The organism is Neoluteolibacter marinus, from assembly GCF_014904755.1.
Lineage (GTDB): Bacteria > Verrucomicrobiota > Verrucomicrobiia > Verrucomicrobiales > Akkermansiaceae > Haloferula > Haloferula marina.
Window position 1 is genome coordinate 1 of the sequence record NZ_JACZFQ010000079.1, and the last position, 17776, is coordinate 17776.

Below are 17776 nucleotides of genomic sequence, written 5' to 3' on the forward strand. Positions count from 1 at the left end.
TTGCGCGGTCCTGTCGTCGTCCTGCTCACTTGCGTCCCGCGACGATATAAGGCCGGGTCTTCCCAACGGCGACTTCGGGGTCGCGCTGCTTCAATGCCTCGCGTGCCTCGTCCAGGCCGTCGATGTTGATCCGGCGGATTTCGTTCAAGCCGGCGGCTTCCATCACGACCTGCAGGTCAGTCGGCTTGTGATCCATGAAGGGCAGCTGGTCGAGGGCTTCACGGTAGCGGCCGTCCACGTTCCATGGACGGGTTTCCTGGGCCTTGAGCGCGGTGCCACTCGATGGCTGGGGAGGGGGCTCGCCGTCGCGCTCGTGGCCGATCAGGATCAGCCGGCCGCCGGGGGCCAGGAGCTGCACCCAGCGGCGGATGGCGTAGCCGGGGTGGGGAAGGGTATAGAGTACGAAGCGGGTGGAAATCACGCCGTATTCTTCCTCTTCGCCCGGCGGGTCCTCGGCGTCGCCTTCGACGAATTCGAGCGACAAGCCGCGCTGGTCCGCAAGTCCCCGGGCGGCCTTGAGCATGCCGGGGGAGAAGTCGATGCCGGTAGTGCGGAAGCCGAGCTCGGCCCACATCGAGGATATCGTGCCCGGGCCCGTACCGAGGTCCAGGGCGCGGTCGTTCGGGGCCAGCTCGACGGCACGGCACAGCGCGTCCTTCCACGCCTGGCGGCAGGCTTCGTCGTGGAACTCGGCGTGCAGGCCACCCTTGACCCAGCCGGCCACCCGTTCCGGGTGGCTCCAGCCTTCGCGGAACACCGCCTTCAGGCGGCGCGCCGTTTCGAAGTCGGCGGTGATGCCGTTCAGAACTTCAGGCTGCATCGCGCGGAAATGGCAAGGGGTGTTCCCGGCTGCACGTTGGCGGTGCTGGTCGAGGACTCGTAGTAGGTGCGGTCGGTGAGGTTCTGGACGTTGACCTGGAATTTCAGCTCGTCGCCGTTGTTCAGCTCGGTGCGGTACCATGCCGCCGCGTCGAAGCGGGCATAGCCCGGGAGGTCGAAGCTGTTGTTGTTGTCGCCGGCCTTCGAGCTGGAGGCGAACACGCCGGCACCGAAGCCGAATCCTTCGAGCGGACCACAGGTGAAGTCATATTTCAGCCACAGGCTGCCGGAATGCAGCGGGATGTTGGCGAAGCGGGCGCCGAGGGGTAGCGACGACGAGTTTAGTACTTCGGTGTCGGTGTAGGCGTAGCTGCCGATCACCTGCAGGTTCTCGGTGATCTTGCCGAGGGTGTCGAACTCGAAGCCGGTGCTGCGCAGTTCGCCGCCGTTGACGGAGAAGCCGGGGTTCAGCGGGTCGCTGACCGGGACGTTGTCCTTGGTGATCTGATAGACCGACGCGGTCATCGCCAGCCGCTCGTCGAAAAGCGACAACTTGGTGCCGGTCTCGAACTGCACGCCGGTGGTCGGGTCGATCGGCTCGCCGGTGAAGCTGAGGCTGCGGCCGGCGCTGTTCGGATTGAAGGATCGGGCGGCATTCGCGAAGAGCGAGACGCAGGGCGTCAGGTCGTAGACGAAGCCACCCCGTCCGGTCAGACCGGTATCGTCCTGCCAGTTCTCCGCGGTGCTGGAGAAGGAGCGGGAGTACTGGTCGTAATAGTCGTAGCGACCGCCGACCAGCAAGTGGAGGCGGTCGTCGAACGCGTCCATCTGGTCCTGCAGGTAGCCGGACCAGGTTTCGGTCACCACGTTCTGGCGGACGGTTCCGGGGGTAAGGGGGAAGGGGCCGGTCGGGCTCGACGGATAGAAAATCGAGACGGGGAACCGGGCCGAGACCAGGCGGTCGTAGGTATAGTCGGAGCGCGAGAATTCGAAGCCTCCGAGCAGCTGGTGCCGGGTCGGGCCGAGGTCGAACTTCCACAGCGCGTCGGTCACCACGTCGTATTCCCAATTCCCGAAGGAGGAGGCGTCGAGGTAGGCGCTGACCGTGTTGCCGGCACCGGCCGACCAGCGGAAGGCATCGTTCTGGCCGTCGAAATGGTGGACGAGTGCCCGGGCGCGCAGCGAGAAGTCCTCGCTGACCTCGTGGTCGATCTGGACGCTGTAGAGGAAGTCCTCGATGTACTGGGTGTGGTGGCCCGGTCCGGTCAGGTTCCAGGTGATGTCGCCCACCGGTCCGCCGGCGCGGGCGAAGGCGATGCCGTTGTCGACCGGACGGTCGAGGTCCTGGTACCACAGCCAGGTGGTGAGGCGGGTGCAGTCGGTGATGTTCCAAGTCAGGCCTGGCGCGAGGAACAGCGACTCGTAGTCGAGGTAGTCGCGGAAAGAGTTGGTGTCATGGTAGTCGCCGACAAAGCGCAGCGCGACGTCGTCGCCCGAAGCCCAGCCGAGATCGACACCCGCGCGGTAGGAGTCGAAGCTGCCGATCTCACCGTAGACTTCCGAGCGGGGTGAAAAGCTGGCGGTCTTGGCCACGGCGTTGACCAGGCCGCCCGGCTCCATCGCACCGTAGAGCGAGGAAGCAGGGCCCTTGAGGACCTCGACGCGGTCAAGGCCGGCGAGGTTCAGCGGCGGCATGGTGTAGAGCCGGAAGCCGTCGACCGAAAGGAGCTGCGAGAAACCACGGATCGAGGCGTCCTCGAACTGGATGCCACGGCCTTCGGTGCGGACCGGGGCGACACCGCTGACGTTGCGGTAGACATCCTTCAGCCGGGAGATCCCCTGGTCCTCGATGACCTCGCGCGGGATCACCTGGATCGAAAGCGGTGTCTCGGCGATTGGCGTGTCGGTCCGGGTCGCGGTGGAGGCATTGCTGACCTTGTAGTCCTTGTCTTCGTTTTCGGCCTGGACCGTCAGAGGATCGAGGCGGGGCTCCCTGCTGCTGCTGTCCTGGGCGCGTGCAGCCGGGATGCCCAGGCAGACCGCGGCGCCGGCGAGCCCGAGTGCGGCCAGTGGCCCGCGGGGCGCGATGTTTGAAGCGGTGGCGAGTAGCTTGAGGCGGGTGAACGATGGAACGGAGATGGGGTTTTGGCGCGACTGGCCCGGGTGCTGGCTCATGAATCGGACAATGTGGAAGTGTGTGGAATTGCTTCGTGTGGCGCCGGCGCAGGGGGGCCGGCGACGCGATGCCTTGGGGAACGCGGGGTCGGAATTTCTCTTTGGGGAAATTTCCGGAATAATCCCGCGGGTCACGGGTGAAGCCCCCGCATCTCCTCAGGCAGCCTTGTTGCTGCGGACCCGGAGGCCCCAGGCCAGCAGGACCGGGATGGCGATCAAGCACACCGGCCACAGCGCCGGGGTGGGGATGGCTGCAGTGCCCTCGCTGTGGGCCGATGAGTCGATCAGCGCGCCCAGCAAGGGGGCCCACAGCGCGGCGGCCACGGATTGGGCCTGGGCCTCGACACTGAGCACCGTCGCCCCGACGCCCTCGCTCGATGCGTCGTCGAAGCGGGCGATCTGGATCGGTCGCCACAGGTTTTGAAACAGCCCGAGCAGCACGAAGATCGCGGCCGACAGCCACGGCATTCCTCCCAGCAGGAACACGGCGAGCACGGCCATCAGCAACCAGGTGATCCAAAGGATGCGGCGCGTGGCCGGCTCGCTGCCGCCCGACCACGACTCCCATTGGTGGGCCCGCCGCGAGGCGATGCTGCTGCCGAAGAAGACCAGTGCATAGACGACTCCGGTAACCAATGCCGTCCGGCGCACGTCGCTTGTTCCCTGCCAGACCGGCAGGGTCAGGGCGGCGGTCTGCAGCACCGGTTGCAGGTAATTCTTGATCACCGAATAGCCGCCTTCCATCGCCACCGACTCCGCCACCAGCCGGCGCAGCGGGGCATGCCGGCGGAATTCGCGGAATGAGTCGGCCAGGGTCGTCCAGGCAGCGCGGAAGATGCCCTTGCGGAAGCCGTGGCAGCCAGCATCGAGCGAGGCCGGGTAGGTGGCGAGGTTGATGAGGTTCAGGAAGGAAGGCAGGGCGCTCCAGTAGAAGACCGAGGCGTAGGTGCCCGACCAGCCGACCAGCAACGCGGCCACCAGGGCGGAGAGCGCGGAGCCCTTCTGCGACCAGGAACGGGTGTAGCCGTAGATGCGCGTCTTTTCCTTCTCCCGGCCTTGCTCGCGCAGCCAGGCGTAGATCATCGCCTTGTGGGTGCCGGAGCGGAAGGCGTCACCCAGGCCGTAGAAGACCATCGCCACGGCCATCGCGGCGAAGGTCGATCCAGCCCCGAGGAGCAGGAAGCAAATGACGTAGGCCGCCATGCTGCCCACCATGCACAGCCTGCGCCCCCAGGCATCCGCCGCGGCGCCCGACGGGATCTCGAGCACGTGGGTGGTGATCTCGCGGATCGCGATCAGCGTGCCGATCGACAGGAAGTCGAATCCCCGCTGGCGCAGCGCGAGCACCAGGAAGGCCTCGAAGAACCTCAGGTTCTTGAGAAAGCCATACAGCGAAAAGCGGAAGATCATCGGGCCGTCGGGCGATCAGAACCCAAGCCTGCCGAAATGCAATGCCTCGTGGTGCGGTGGTGCTTCCTCAGGGTCGCGGTTTCGGGGCGATCAGGTGCTTCGACAGCCGCAGCAGCAGGGTGGCGAAGAGCGCCTCGACCCCGAGGATCAGCCAGACCGCTCCGGTCAGCGGCGCCTTGGTATCCGTGGTTCCACCAGTTAGCGAAAGCTGATGGAGGATGGCGGTTTCGGCAAAACAAGGCGCATGGGTGCGGTCGGAAACCAGCCGCGGGAGCAACAGTGAACCATCCGGCATGGGGAGGCTGCCAGTGATCATTTCCGCGCCGAGCAGGCCGGCGCGGTGGTGGTCGCCGTGGAGGCGGGTGGCGCCGATGCCGAGTCCGGTTGCGCCGGTGCCGTAGCCCCACAACACGGGGCCGGAGTCCGGGTCGATGTAGTAGTCGGGATGTTTCGAGTCCTTGGCGAACTCGCGCCAGCCGGCCGCCCAGTTGCCCTCCTGCCAGTACCCGTCGATCCATTTCTGATAGAGCGGATCCGCGACCGCGGGATCGAGCGCCCGGGCAAAGGAGAAGTAGTAGCCATTGGTGCAGCCGCGCGAAGGTCCGAGCGCCTCGCCGGTATCGTCGTCCGCCATGTATGGCGGCAGCCCGCCGTCGAAGTTCGCGCCCAGGCGTTTGAAGGCGGCTCTTGCCCACGCCTCGCGGGCGGGGTCGGCGCGGCGGATCATCTCGATGCCCGCGACCACGTCGCAGGGGAAGCACTGGTCCGGATAGTCATCGACCAAACCCGTGGCCGAGGCATCGATGTCGGCAGCCAGATCATCGGTCAACCGCTTCAACAAGGCCAGGTGCCGGCCGTTCCCGGTCAGGTGATGGTGGGCGCTCAGGCCGCCGATGAGAAGGGTGCGGAAAAAGCAGTTCGGGTCCTCGAGGTAGTCGTCGCCCCAGTAGGTCCGGATGTAGTGGGCGTGACCGGGGTCGAGCAGGATCCGCACGCTGGCCTCGATCGCCGCGGCACCGGTCTCCTTCGGCGGTCGGCGAGCCAGTGAGCGGTCCTTCTCCCAGAGGCGCTGGAGGTTCTCCGTTGCCACCAGATAGAAAAAGGGGCCGTAGACCGGGGACTCGGTCGCGGTGATCTGGTGGACGCCGAGGGTCTCCGCGACACCGGCTGCGATCCGCTCGTCGACATAGCCGGGCAGCCTGCGGGAGAGCGAGGCGTGGAGGCTGTAGGCGAACTTCGACGGAGCCGCGGAGCGCAGCCCGGGATCCGTGGTCAAGTGCCGGATCGTCTTGGCAAAGGGGTAGACGACGAAGGCCAGGGCGAATCCCAGGATCAGGACGCCGGAGATCTTCCGCAGGGGACGCTTCATTCTCCTGAGAAAACCGCCGCGCCGGGCAATCCGTATGAGAAACGGGTGAAGTTCGGATGAAGACGGGTGAAGTTCGGATGAAGACGGGGACCGCCGGCGCCTACTCCGGCCACTTGATGTCCGGAGCCTTGCCTTTCCAGAACGGCTGGCGGGGGTCGAAGATCGGCATGCCGTTGACGATGACGTTGCCGGACTTGTCGATGGGCTCGGCCCGGGCGGAAAGGTCGAGGCGGAGAATGATCGCTTTGCCTTTGAAAGGCTTGGGGTCGAAGCGGGTGGTGCCGGGAATCAGGGGGCAGACGACGACCGGGGTGTTCGGGTCACCTTTGGACGACAATCCGGCGATGTAGGAGAAGGCGCATTCCCTCGGGGCAAGTGCCGTGGTGTCGGAACTGAAAACATCATCGGGCCTTCGGGGTGTTAAACCTGTTGATGCCCAAAACGGGAGCTCGCCGGTTCTTCCCATCGCGAGCAGTTGCCGGAAAAGCGCGTTCGAACTGTGATCGCCAAGAGAGAACGGGGGAGAAGTGTTCTTCGCTACCTTGGCAATCGTGCTCGAGTCGGGGAATCGTCCGAAATCGGTTTCGAAGCGGAGAAGTTCAGCACCGATATCTTCGGCGTGGCTTTGGGCTAGACTTCGGTTGGGCTGATTCCGGCGACCTTTGAGTTTGAATGAGAAGAATAGAATCAGGAACAAGATCGAGATTCCTCCAATCAGCTTGATCCGATTCATCTTTGCCCAAGAACCCATCACCTCGCCAGCCAGAGGCGGAGGAGGGGCGTCGGCAGGCGGCTGTGGCGGGTGAACCATCGAGAAAGTATCGTCGAGTTCACGTGCCGCAACAAGATCGTGGAGCGAAGTAGCGCAACTTTGCAAGTTGCGTCTGGGGGCGGCAAACATCGGCAGGGCGCCCCGCAACTTGGAGGGTATGCCGATTTCCGGAGGCGCTGCCAGGCCGTGGGAATGGTTCACCGCTGCTTGGTGGCATGCGGCCACCAGAATCACGCAACTTGAAAAGTTGCGCTACTTTGCCGCGCGACGGAAAAACTCAACGGAGCATCACAAGCGCGGATCCACCGGTTCGCTTTCCATCGCGAGAACCGCCAGCACGCACTCGTGGACTTCGCGCAGCGGCCGACGGGCGGTGAAACGGTCGAGTGCCTCGACACCGAGAACGAATTCGCGCTCGGCCATCGACCGCTTGTGGCCGAGCCCGCGCTGCCGGAGCCGCTCCAGGTTCTCTGGACGATCGTACTCGGGGCCGTAGATGATGCTCAGGTATTCGCGGCCACGGCATTTGACGGCCGGTTGCACCAGTCCGCGGGGTCCGGTGGCGATGAAATCGCGCGGCTTCACCACCATGCCTTCGCCGCCGGCCGAGGTCATCTCTTCCCACCAGGCGATGGCCGCGGCGGCCGCCTCCTCGTCGGTGAGATCGACCTCGCGCCAACGCGTCGCGGGAAACAGGGCCGGGTCGGTGGCCTGGAGCCGCTCGGCCAAGGCCATGTGCCAAATGTGGTCGCGCTTCACGTGGCTGCCGCCCTCGCTGGCGAGGAAGTGGAACGGTGCCAGCTTCAGGTCGTCGAGTTCGACCACGTCCCAGCAGTAGTGGCGGTAGGCACCGCGGTAGTGCTCGATCATCGTGCCGCGGGAAAGGCTGCGTTCGAGCAGCGGTTCCAGCATGGCTTTCGCCTCCGCTTCCAGGTGATCGCTGCCGAGGGCCGACTGGAAGGCGGCAGAGGCCGCCGCGGCATGGGCGCCGCCGGCCGCCCCGACCGCAGCGTACTGGCACTCCAGTAGATCCCGCGCCTTCACCGACCACGGCATCAACTCGGCGTCGAGACAGAGCCAGCCGGTGTCCAGTTCGTCCCAGATCCCCGCCCTCTCCAGCGCCGTGGCCAGGCGGTCGAGCAGGCCGGACTCGATCGAGCTGTCGGAGAAGAACGGCCGGCCGGTGCGGGTGTAGATCACCCCGCGCCGCTCCTGCTTCAGGCCGAAGCGGGTGACGGCCACCGAGGGCTCGCGGCAAACCACGGCGATCGCGCGCGACCCCATGTGCTTCTCCTCGCACACGACCTGCATGACGCCCTGCTGGCGGTAGTAGTCGAAGGCCTCCTCGGGCCGCTCCAGCCAGCCTTCCCTGGAACTGGTTCCGCAGGGCGACATCGTCGGCGGGAGGTGGATCAGCCAGCGGGGATCGACGGCAAAGCGGCTCATCACCTCGAGGGCGGCGAGCACGTTCTCCTCCCGGACGCTCACCGCCGGGCGCAGCGAGGTGTGGATCTGGCGCCTTCCCAACAAATCGTCGAGGTCGAGCAGCCGGTCGTGTTCGGCCTGGGCGCTGGCCGCGGATTCGTCGCGCAGTGGCCGGACGGCCTCGGCGTAGGTTTGCAGGGCGGGCTCCGACACGGTTTCCTGTTCGGGATAGCGCAGCGCGGTGAGCTCGCCGCCGAAGCAGCAGCCGGTGTCGATGTTGACCGTGTTGTTGAGCCAGCGGGGTTCGGCGAACGGGGTGTGGCCGTAGACGACCAGCGCCTTGCCGCGGTAGTCGCGGGCCCAGTCGAGCCGCTCGGGCAGGCCGTATTCATCGCGCTCGCCGGTGGTCTCGCCGTAGAGGCAGAACTCGCGGACCTTGCCCGAGCCGCGGCCCTGCATGCTTTCCTTCAACCCGGCGTGGGCGACGACCAGCTTGCCGTGGTCGAAGACGTAGTGGCTGACCAACCCGTCGAGGAAGCCGCGGAGTTCGTCGCGGTCGACGGGGTCGGCCTCGAGCTGGGCGATCGTTTCCGCCAGGCCGTGGGTCGGCTGGACCTTCTTGCCGTTGAGCCAGCGCAGGAACTTCGCGTCGTGGTTGCCCGGCACGCAGATCGCGGTGCCGGCCTTGACCGATGCCATCGCGAGGCGCAGCACGTCCGGCGAGTCGGGCCCGCGGTCGACGAGGTCGCCGACAAAGACCAGCCGCCGGCCCTCCGGGTGCGAGACGACGTGGTCTGCGACCGTGTAGCCGAGCTTGCCGATCAGGGTACGGAGTTCCTCGTAACAGCCGTGGACGTCGCCGACGATGTCGAAGGGACCGCTGTCGCCCTTGCGGTTGTTCCACAGCGGCTCGCGGATGACTTCATCGACGGCATCCATCTCCTCCGGGCTGCGGAAATGGACGACATTGCGGAAACCCTCCCGCTTGAGCCCGCGCAAGCCGCGGCGCAGCTGGGCGAACTGCCGCTTCACGACATGCGGGCCGAAGTCGCGGTCGGGGCGCAGGGCATTGCGCTCGTGGCAGGTTTTCTCGTCGATCTTGAACACCAGTGCCGCCGGCAGCACGTGGAACTCGCGGGCGATCGCCACCAGCTTCGCGCGGTCCTCGGGATTGAGGTTGGTGGCATCGACCACCGTGAAGCGGGCCAGGGCGAGCCGCTGGCGGAGGATGAAATGCAACAGCTCGAACGCCTGCGGAGTGACGGACTGGTCGTTCTCATCGTCGGACACCATGCCGCGGCAAACGTCGGACGAGACCACCTCGGTGGGCTTGAAGAGGCGGCGGGCAAAGGTCGATTTGCCCGAACCGGACGGGCCGATCAGGAGGACGAGCGAGAGTTCCGGGAGGCGGAGGGTCATCGGAAAGTTCGGGTGAAGACCGCCATCTGGCTCGGCGGGCCGTGTTCGGGGTGTTCCTCGCCGAGCCCTTCGTAGCTCACCGCGTAACCATGGTCCGCGGCGACCCGCTCCGCCCAGTTGCGGAATTCGGCGCGGGTCCATTCGAAGCGGTGGTCGGAGTGGCGAAGCGCGCTGGGTTTCATGGCCTCGAAGAGCGCGTTGTACTCGCGGTTCGGCGTGGTCACGAAGACCCTGCCCGGCGCGGCGCTGGCAAAGACGACCTGCTCCAGCGAATCGAGGCGGTCGGGATCGAGGTGTTCGATGACCTCGACCAATGCGGCGACGTCATGGCCGGTGAGACGGGAATCACGGTAGATGAGGGAGCCGAGGAAAAGCTTCACCCGGCCCTCGCGCCGGGCCGCGGGGATGCGCTCGAGGCGTTCGTCGGCGATCTCCAGGGCCCGGCTGGAGATGTCCATCCCGCGGATGACCGGGATCCGGGTCTGGCGCAGCAGGCGGGCGACCAGCTTGCCTTCGCCGCAGCCGAGATCGATGACCGACTTCGGATCGCAGGCCGCGATGCACTCCGCGACGCGGTCGAGGCGGACCTCGTGGAGGGAGATCTTCCGCTCCACCTCGGGCTCCTTCCCGGCCGCTTCCTCTTCCTCGTCGTCATCGGGTTCGGGGGCCAGCCGTTCCAAGGCTTCGCGGGCGAGGCGCTTCTGGTATTTCAGGTAGCGGCGGACGATCGATTCGCGTTCCGGATGGTCGCCCAGCCAGCCCTCGCCCTTGGCGAGCAGCTTGTCGATTTCCTCGCGGCCGACCCAGTAGTGCTTCTCGCGGTCGAGCGCGGGGATCAACACGAAGAGATGCTTGAGAAGGAGGTGCAGCGGGATCTGCGCACGCAGCGTCAGCTCGTGGTAGCGGCTTTCGCTCCAGGCCGGGAAGGCGGGGTCGAGCGGCAGGCGGTGGCTTGTCACCGTGTAGCCGAGGGGCGCGAAGAGCCGCTCCAGCATCCCGTCGGGGGCCTGGACGACCGGGAGCTTCGCCTCGAGTTCGAGCGGGCGGTCGACCAGCTCGGGGCGCTTGGGGCAGCGGCCGTTGAGGGCCGTCCCGAGGATGCGGGAAATCGCGACCGAGAGGAACGAGGAGGCGGTGTAGGGCCGGTCGTTGACATAGCGGCCGAGCGCCCAGCCGCCATTGCGCGCGCCTTCCGAGCGGACGAGTCCGACGGGATCGACCTCGACTGCCAGCACCGCGGTGCATTCCTCCGCCCGGGCGACCGGGTAGAAGACCGTGCCCGTCCCGAAGGCGAGTTCGACCCCATGGCAACGGGCCGGATGCTTGTGCAGCAGGTGGCCGAGGTCGGTGGCGTCGGGAGTGCGGTTGGTGATGGAAAGCAGCACGAGACCTTGGTCTAACTGCTGGGAGATCCCGGGCAAGCTCCGGGTGATGGAATTGTCGGCGGGCTATTCCGGGTATTTGATATCCGGAGCCTTTCCTTTCCAGAAGGGCTGGCGGGGGTCGAAGATCGGCATGCCGTTGGCGATGACGTTGCCGGACTTGTCGATGGGTTCGAAGCGGGCGGAAAAATCAACGCGGAAGATGATGGCCTTGCCTCCGAAGGGTTTTGGATCAAATCGGGTGGTGCCGGGGATCAACGGACAGACGATGAGCGGTGACTCGGGATCGTCAGTGGACGCCAAGCCGGCGATGTAGGAAAAGGCGCATTCGCCGGAGGCAAGCGCCGTGGCGTCCGAGGTGAAGATGTTGTCGGGTCTGCGCGAGGTGGTCGCGGTTTTGGCCCAGAAGATCTTCTCCGTTTTTGCTCCGTTGGCGATGAGCTGACGGAACAGGGCATTGGAACTGTGATCGCCGAGGGTGAGGAGGGTGGCGGTGTCGGCTTTGACCCGGGCCCTCGTGGATCCATCGGGGTACCGGCCATATTCATCTTCGAATTCGTAGAGGCAGAGTCCGATCTGTTTGGCGTTGCTGATGGCTTCGGTCCTGTCGGGGGCTACACGAGCGCGAACCAAACGAGGAAAGAGGATCACGAGCAGAAAATAAGCTACGGAGAAGCCGCCGACCCCATAGATCCACATCATCTTTCGTCGGGAACGCAGGGCTTCCTTTCCCGGGGGCGGGGCCGGGACGTTGGGTGGCGGCTGGGGCGGGTGATCCATTGGACGAGTTTCGTTGTTGTCGCACGCTGCGACAAGGACGCGGAGCGAAGTAGCGCAACTTTGCAAGTTGCGGATGGGGCGGCCCGCGACTGTTGGACGGCTGGCAACCCGAAATACGGATCATTCTCCCGGAGGCGCTGGTAGCCGGGGGGATGGTTCGTCGCCAAGTGATGGCGTGCGGCCGCAAGAAGCACGCAACTTGAAAAGTTGCGCTACTTCGCTCCGCGTCACTCAAGCGGTGCCAGCAGGTGCGACAAGGTCTCGGGGTCGATCTTGAGCTTTGCAGTCTCGTCGGAGAGCAGGGCCTCGACCAAGGCGGCCTTGTGCTTCTGCAAGTCGAGGATGCGGTCCTCGATGGTGCCGCGGCAGACGAGCTTGTGGACGAAGATCGGCTTGGTCTGGCCGATGCGGTGGGCGCGGTCGGTGGCTTGGTTCTCGGCGGCGGGGTTCCACCAGGGGTCGTAGTGGATGACGGTGTCGGCGGCGGTCAGGTTGAGGCCGGTGCCGCCGGCCTTGAGCGAGATCAGGAACACCGGCGCCGTGCCGTCCTGGAATTGCTTCACCAGTTCGCCCCGGTTCCGGGTCTGGCCGGTGAGCTTGAGGAAGGGAACGCCGGCGGTTTCGAGCTCCGCCTGGATCCGCGACAGCATCGAGGTGAACTGCGAGAACACCAGGATGCGGCGGCCTTCTTCCAGCAGGGTCGGCAGCAGTTCCTGCGTGAGGTAGTCGAACTTGGCGGACTCCTCGACCTTCTGCGCCGCCGGGCTCTTGAGCAGCTGCGGGTGGCAGCAGATTTGGCGCAGCTTGAGCAGGGCATCGAGAACGATGATGTGCGACTTGGCCAAACCCTTGGCGGCGATGGCATCGAGCACCCGCCGGTCCATCGAGGCGCGGACCGACTCGTAGAGCGCGGTCTGCTTTTTGGTGAGGTCGATGTGGTGGACGATCTCGGTCTTCTTCGGCAGCTCGGTCGCGACCTGGTCCTTGGTGCGGCGCAGGATGAGCGGGGAAACGCGGCGGTTGAGCGCGAGCTGGATGTCGCTGGAGCGTTCTCGCTCAATCGGTTTGCGGAAGCGGGTGTTGAAGGACTTCTCATCGCCGAGAAAGCCGGGCATGAGGAAGCGCATCAGGCTCCACAACTCGCCGAGGTGGTTTTCCATCGGCGTGCCGGATAGGCAGAGCCGGTGGCTGGCCTTGAGCTGGCAGGCACTGCGGGCGGCGATGGCCTTGGGGTTCTTGATATGCTGGGCCTCGTCGAGCACGATGACATGCCAATCGTGGCGCCCGAGCTCCGCGAGGTCGCGGCCGAGCAGCGGGTAGGAGGTGAGGACCAGGTCGGCACCGGCGACCTCGTCGAAGCGCGAGGCGCGGTTGGGACCGTGCAGGGTAACCACCTTCAGCGAGGGCACGAACTTGGCGGCTTCGGCGGCCCAGTTTGGTACGACGGACGTAGGAGCCACGACCAACGATGGCCGGCCGGGTTGCCTCGCGTGCTCGGTGGCAAGGTGGACCAGTGTTTGCAGCGTCTTTCCGAGCCCCATGTCGTCGGCGAGGATGCCGTGCAGTCCCTGGGCGGTCAGGAACTGCAGCCAGCGGAAGCCCTCGAGCTGGTAAGCCCGCAGCCCGGCCTGTACGGTGGACGGGACCTCGATGTCCGGCAGTTCCTTGATGTCGCGCAGGCCGCGGCCGAGCCGGGCAAGCGAGCGGGCGGTGTCGGAACCGTCGAGCTGGAGCGAGTCGGCCACCGCGGCGGCGGACAGGCGGTCGATGCGGAATGTTCCCAGCTCATGGCCGCCGACGAAGAGGTGACGGACTTGGTCGACGATCTCCATCAGCTGCCTTCCGGGAAAGCGGATGTAGCCGTCTTCCGGGTTCTCGCAGGGGATCAAGATCTGCTCCGGAAGGTCGGGCGAATCGGCGGGCGGGTAGTCCTTGGCGATTGCCTGCGCGATGACCGGGATCAGGCTGAAGCGCTTGCCGTCGATCTCGTAGGAAATGTCGAAGCGGAACCAGTCGATGCCATGGGCGGTCTCGGCCTCGATCGCGGGGACGAAGGAGGAGGCGTTGCGGGCGGTGAGGCCGGCCCGCGGGTCGACCTCAATCTTCCAACCGCGGCCACGTAGCTCCCCGATGTCGTTGCTTTGGAGAAAATCGAGCCAGGCCATCGGCTGGTCCGGGTGGGGTGCGTCCGGAATGACGGCGTGGCGCGTGGCGGAGTCGAGCGAGCGCTCGGGGACCTTCTTCGAAAGCGGGATCAGGGAATAGCGGAGGAGCTCGGTTTCGGCGATGCGCTCTGCCTTCGGATCGCGGTTCCAGATCACGCGGCGGCCTTCGACCATGGCGGTGTGTTGGCGCGAGGCATTGGCGGAGAGCGGCCGCAATCGCGGGCTGTCGCCGTATTGGAAGAAGACTTCGCCGATGATCCAGTCGACGCGTTCCCAGGAGGGACCGAAGGCCACCTTGGTGATCCGCAGGACGGGCTGGGGCGGCGTGGCCGGCCGGGAGACGGTCTGGACCAGCGTTGGCTTCGGCAGGGTGGCGCCGGGGAAGCGCGAAAGCCGCTCGATCAAGCCCGGGATGTTTTCCGGCCGGATCACCGGCCCGCGGGTCCAGGTGGCAAGGACGGCCGGCGGGAGGCTGCTGGTCAACGGACCAAGCGACGGCCGTTTCGGGTTGATGTAGCGGGGAGGAACGACCGGCAGGAAGAGGTTCCCAGGCAGGGCTCCGCGGAGTTTCGGACGGACGCTGCCATCCGGGAGGCTTTCCCAGTAGGCGTCGACATGCAGCGATTCGCCGCCTTCGAGCGGACGGTGCAAGGTGGTGCCGCGATGGTCGTTGGCTTCCTTGCCGAAGTAGAGGCGTCCGGTGACAAGCGCGCCGGCCAGAAGCTCGTCCCAATCAGGCCCCTCAAGCGGCATGGCCCCGAAGGTGCCGTGCTTCATCTGGCGCTTCTGGAAGAGCGTCACCAGCGCGGTGTCGTCCGCCGTCATGAACCTGGCGGGCTTGTCGGGATCGACCGAGGCGACGCCGCCCAGAATCCGCACGCTGCCGTCACCGAGGCGGCGGCCGACGCGCAGCACGAACTGGAGGAAGCGGCTGTCGGAGCCGGGTGCTTCCTCGATGCAGTAGGCGAGGAATTCCTCGTGGCCGGCCGGCGGGGAGGGCTCGTCATCGTCGCCGGGCGCGGCACCAGCTTGCTCGACCTCGTTCAGCCAGCTGTCGAAAGGGAGCTCGAACTGGAGGTGGCGCGGCGGGGCGTCCTCGTCGGGCAGGTGCTCCTGCAGCAGCAGCAGCGTTGCGGCGGCGTGCTTGCACTCGTGAACCACCGGGCAGGTGCACTCGGTCTCGATCGTCCACTCGCCGCGCGACTCGCTGAAGACGATCGAGGTCTCGTAGGGCGCGCGGCGGGAGCCCTGGACCGAGGCGTTGACGATCAGCTCGCCGGTGCTGTCGAGGTCGACCCATTCGACATCGCTGACCGTGCCGGGGCGGGCGTAGCCGCGGGCCCGTTTCAGGGTCGACTGGTCGAAGTGGTCGGTCCAGCCGCCGGAAACCATCCACGCCCGCAGGGCCGGCCGCTCGGCGATGTGCTCGAGGGCGTCCTGCATGGCATGGAGGGGTGCTTCGCCGGGGCGAAGGGCTTCAGTTGGCGACGATGTTCACCAGTCGTCCCGGGACGACGATGACCTTGCGGACGGTCTTCCCTTCGATCTGCTCCTTGACCTTCGCCGAGGCGAGGGCGGTGGCTTCGACGCTGTCCTTGTCGGCGTCCTTGGCGACGGTGATCTTGTCCCGCAGCTTGCCGTTGATCTGGACGACCAGCTCGATCTCATCGGTGACCAGCGCGGCCTCGTCATGCTCCGGCCACGGCAGGTTGGCGAGCATTTCGGTGCCGCCGAGGCGGGCATGGATCTCCTCGCTGAGATGCGGGGCGAAGGGGTTGAGGACGTGCAGCAGCATCGTGAACTCCTTGAGCGGAACCACCTCGGCCTGGGTGAAAGCGTTGGTGCAGACCATCATCTGCGAGATCGCGGTGTTGAAGGACATCTTGGCGATGTCGTCGGTGACCTTCTTGATCGTTTCGTGGACCACCTTGAGCAGCGCCTTGTCGGTGCAGGGGACGTCCTGGATCTTCGAGGACGTGACCCATTCGCCGGCCTGGTTCTCCTCGAAGCCGACCCGCCAGACGCGGGCGAGGAAGCGCGAGACGCCCTCGACGCCCTTCATCTGCCAGGGCTTCACCTGGTCGAGCGGGCCCATAAACATCTCGTAGAGGCGCAGGGCATCGGCGCCGTAGTTCTTCACGACGTCGTCGGGATTGATCACGTTGCCGCGGGACTTCGACATCTTCTGGCCGTCCTCGCCGAGGATCATGCCCTGGTTGACCAGCTTTTGGAATGGCTCATTGGTCGAGACGTGGCCGAGGTCGTGGAGGACCTTGTGCCAGAAGCGGGCGTAGAGCAGGTGGAGCACGGCGTGCTCGGTGCCGCCGACGTACAAGTCGACCATGCCGGGCTTGTCGCCGGAGCCCCAGTAGTTCTCGGCGTCCTTGGAAATGAAGCGGTCGCTGTTACGGGGATCGCAGTAGCGCAGGTAGTACCAGCAGGAACCGGCCCACTGGGGCATGGTGTTGGTCTCGCGGATCGAGCCGTCGGGCAGCTCGACCCAGTCGCGGGCCTTGCTGAGCAGCGGCTCGGGCGAACCGCTGGGCTTGTAGTCGTCCAGCGGCGGGGCCAGCAGCGGCAGCTCGGAATCGGCGACCGGGTGGTGTTCGCCGTCCTTCCAGGTCAGCGGGAAGGGCTCGCCCCAGTAGCGCTGGCGGCTGAACAACCAGTCGCGCAGCTTGAACTGGATCTTGCGGGTGCCTTTGCCCTCGGACTCCAGCCAGTCGATGATCTTTGCCTTCGCTTCGGCGGTCGGCAGTCCGTCGAGGAAGCCGGAATTGATGGCGGTGCCGGGATCGGTGTAGCCCTGCCAGTCGGCGTCGCCGTTGGGCTGGACGACCTGGACGATCGGCAAGTCGAACTTCTTCGCGAACTCGAAGTCGCGCTCGTCGTGCGCGGGCACGGCCATGATCGCGCCGGTGCCGTAGCCCATCATCACGTAGTCGGCGATCCACACGGGGATCTGTTCGCCGTTAACCGGGTTGGTGGCGTAGGCGCCGGTGAAGACGCCGGACTTGTCCTTGTTCAGCTCGCCGCGCTCCATGTCGGACTTGGTGGCGCAGGCCTTCACGTAGGCCTCGACGGCATCCTTCTGTTCCGCGGTGGTGATTTCCGCGACATAGGGGTGCTCGGGCGCGAGCACCATGTAGGTGGCACCGAACAGGGTATCAGGACGGGTGGTGAAGACGGTGACGGTGTGGCCGTCGAGCTGGAAATGGACCTCGGCGCCTTCGGAGCGGCCGATCCAGTTCTTCTGCAGCAGCTTGATGCCTTCCGGCCAGTCGAGCGGCTCCAGTTCGTCGATCAGGCGCTGGGCATACTTGGTGATGCGCAGCATCCACTGGCGCAGCGGGCGGCGTTCGACGATGTGGCCCTTGCTGCGCCACTCCTCGACTTCCTCATTGGCGAGGACGGTGCCGAGGTCGGGCGACCAGTTGACCGGGGCTTCGTGGACGAAAGCCAGGCGGACGGCGTCGATTTGTTCGCGGGTCCAGCCCTTGGCCTCGAGCTCGGCGACCGGACGGGCCTTGCCGCTTTCCTCGTCGAAATACGAGGAATACAGTTGCAGGAAGATCCACTGGGTCCAGCGGACGAATTCGGGGTCGGTGGTGGCGACCTCGCGGTCCCAGTCGTAGCCGAAGCCCAGCGACTTCAGCTGGCGCTTGAAGGTGGCGATGTTGGCGACGGTGGTGATCGACGGGTGCTGGCCGGTCTTGATCGCGTACTGCTCGGCGGGCAGGCCGAAGGAGTCCCAGCCCATCGGGTGGAGGACATTGAAGCCCTGGCGGCGCTTGGCGCGGCCGATAATGTCGGTGGCGGTGTAGCCCTCGGGGTGGCCGACGTGGAGGCCGGAACCGGAGGGGTAGGGGAACATGTCGAGGACGTAGAACTTCGGCTTCGAGGCGTCGAAATCGACATCGCCCGGATTCGGGGTGCGGAAGGTCTTCTCCGAGTCCCAGCGGGCCTGCCACTCGGGCTCGAACTGGTCGAAGGGGAACGGTTTGCGTTTGTCGGTGGACATGGGTCGGAACGGCTGAAAGTCGTGGTGCGGAAAGTCTCC

At 66.0% G+C, this 17776-nt stretch carries 10 protein-coding genes; all 10 read right to left on the reverse strand.

All coding sequences use genetic code 11. The features are described from left to right. Positions 1-25 precede the first annotated feature (25 nt). The 10 genes from IG178_RS15285 to leuS all read right to left on the reverse strand — a co-directional run bounded on the left by IG178_RS15285 (position 26) and on the right by leuS (position 17737). Positions 26-820, reverse strand: a complete 795-nt coding sequence (locus IG178_RS15285; protein WP_193213436.1) for a class I SAM-dependent methyltransferase — start codon at positions 818-820, stop codon at positions 26-28. Continuing rightward, positions 802-2994: a TonB-dependent siderophore receptor gene (locus IG178_RS15290; protein WP_193213437.1), complete on the reverse strand. Its 2193-nt coding sequence runs from the start codon at positions 2992-2994 to the stop codon at positions 802-804. Before IG178_RS15290 ends, IG178_RS15285 begins: the two co-directional genes overlap by 19 nt. Positions 2995-3150: 156 nt before the next feature. Next, the gene (locus IG178_RS15295; protein ID WP_193213438.1) at positions 3151-4404 is read right to left on the reverse strand and encodes an MFS transporter; all 1254 of its coding nucleotides are present in this window, start codon (positions 4402-4404) and stop codon (positions 3151-3153) included. Positions 4405-4471: 67 nt separating this feature from the next. After that, entirely contained in the window at positions 4472-5773 is a 1302-nt protein-coding gene (locus IG178_RS15300) for a hypothetical protein (protein WP_193213439.1), read from the reverse strand. A 100-nt stretch (positions 5774-5873) separates the two neighbouring features. After that, on the reverse strand, positions 5874-6746 hold the full coding sequence (locus tag IG178_RS15305) for a hypothetical protein (protein WP_193213440.1): 873 nt from the start codon (positions 6744-6746) through the stop codon (positions 5874-5876). Between the two features lie 87 nt (positions 6747-6833). Beyond that, on the reverse strand, positions 6834-9389 hold the full coding sequence (locus tag IG178_RS15310; RefSeq protein ID WP_193213441.1) for a polynucleotide kinase-phosphatase: 2556 nt from the start codon (positions 9387-9389) through the stop codon (positions 6834-6836). Beyond that, complete coding sequence (locus IG178_RS15315; protein WP_193213442.1) at positions 9386-10774, reverse strand: 3' terminal RNA ribose 2'-O-methyltransferase Hen1; 1389 nt, start codon at positions 10772-10774, stop codon at positions 9386-9388. Before IG178_RS15315 ends, IG178_RS15310 begins: the two co-directional genes overlap by 4 nt. Positions 10775-10837: 63 nt before the next feature. Then, positions 10838-11422, reverse strand: coding sequence for a hypothetical protein (locus tag IG178_RS15320; RefSeq protein WP_193213443.1), 585 nt, complete (start codon positions 11420-11422; stop codon positions 10838-10840). Between the two features lie 356 nt (positions 11423-11778). Further along, on the reverse strand, positions 11779-15159 hold the full coding sequence (locus IG178_RS15325; RefSeq protein ID WP_193213444.1) for a DEAD/DEAH box helicase: 3381 nt from the start codon (positions 15157-15159) through the stop codon (positions 11779-11781). Positions 15160-15193: 34 nt separating this feature from the next. Next, on the reverse strand, positions 15194-17737 hold the full coding sequence (gene leuS, locus IG178_RS15330; protein WP_193213445.1) for a leucine--tRNA ligase: 2544 nt from the start codon (positions 17735-17737) through the stop codon (positions 15194-15196). Positions 17738-17776 lie beyond the last annotated feature (39 nt).

Excerpts from the sequence above, each read along its gene's own strand:
- IG178_RS15285 (WP_193213436.1), bottom strand. The coding sequence starts at position 820 with ATGCAGCCTGAAGTTCTGAACGGCATCACCGCCGACTTCGAAACGGCG.
- IG178_RS15290 (WP_193213437.1), bottom strand. The coding sequence starts at position 2,994 with ATGAGCCAGCACCCGGGCCAGTCGCGCCAAAACCCCATCTCCGTTCCA.
- IG178_RS15295 (WP_193213438.1), bottom strand. The coding sequence starts at position 4,404 with ATGATCTTCCGCTTTTCGCTGTATGGCTTTCTCAAGAACCTGAGGTTC.
- IG178_RS15300 (WP_193213439.1), bottom strand. The coding sequence starts at position 5,773 with ATGAAGCGTCCCCTGCGGAAGATCTCCGGCGTCCTGATCCTGGGATTC.
- IG178_RS15310 (WP_193213441.1), bottom strand. The coding sequence starts at position 9,389 with ATGACCCTCCGCCTCCCGGAACTCTCGCTCGTCCTCCTGATCGGCCCG.
- IG178_RS15325 (WP_193213444.1), bottom strand. The coding sequence starts at position 15,159 with ATGCAGGACGCCCTCGAGCACATCGCCGAGCGGCCGGCCCTGCGGGCG.
- leuS (WP_193213445.1), bottom strand. The coding sequence starts at position 17,737 with ATGTCCACCGACAAACGCAAACCGTTCCCCTTCGACCAGTTCGAGCCC.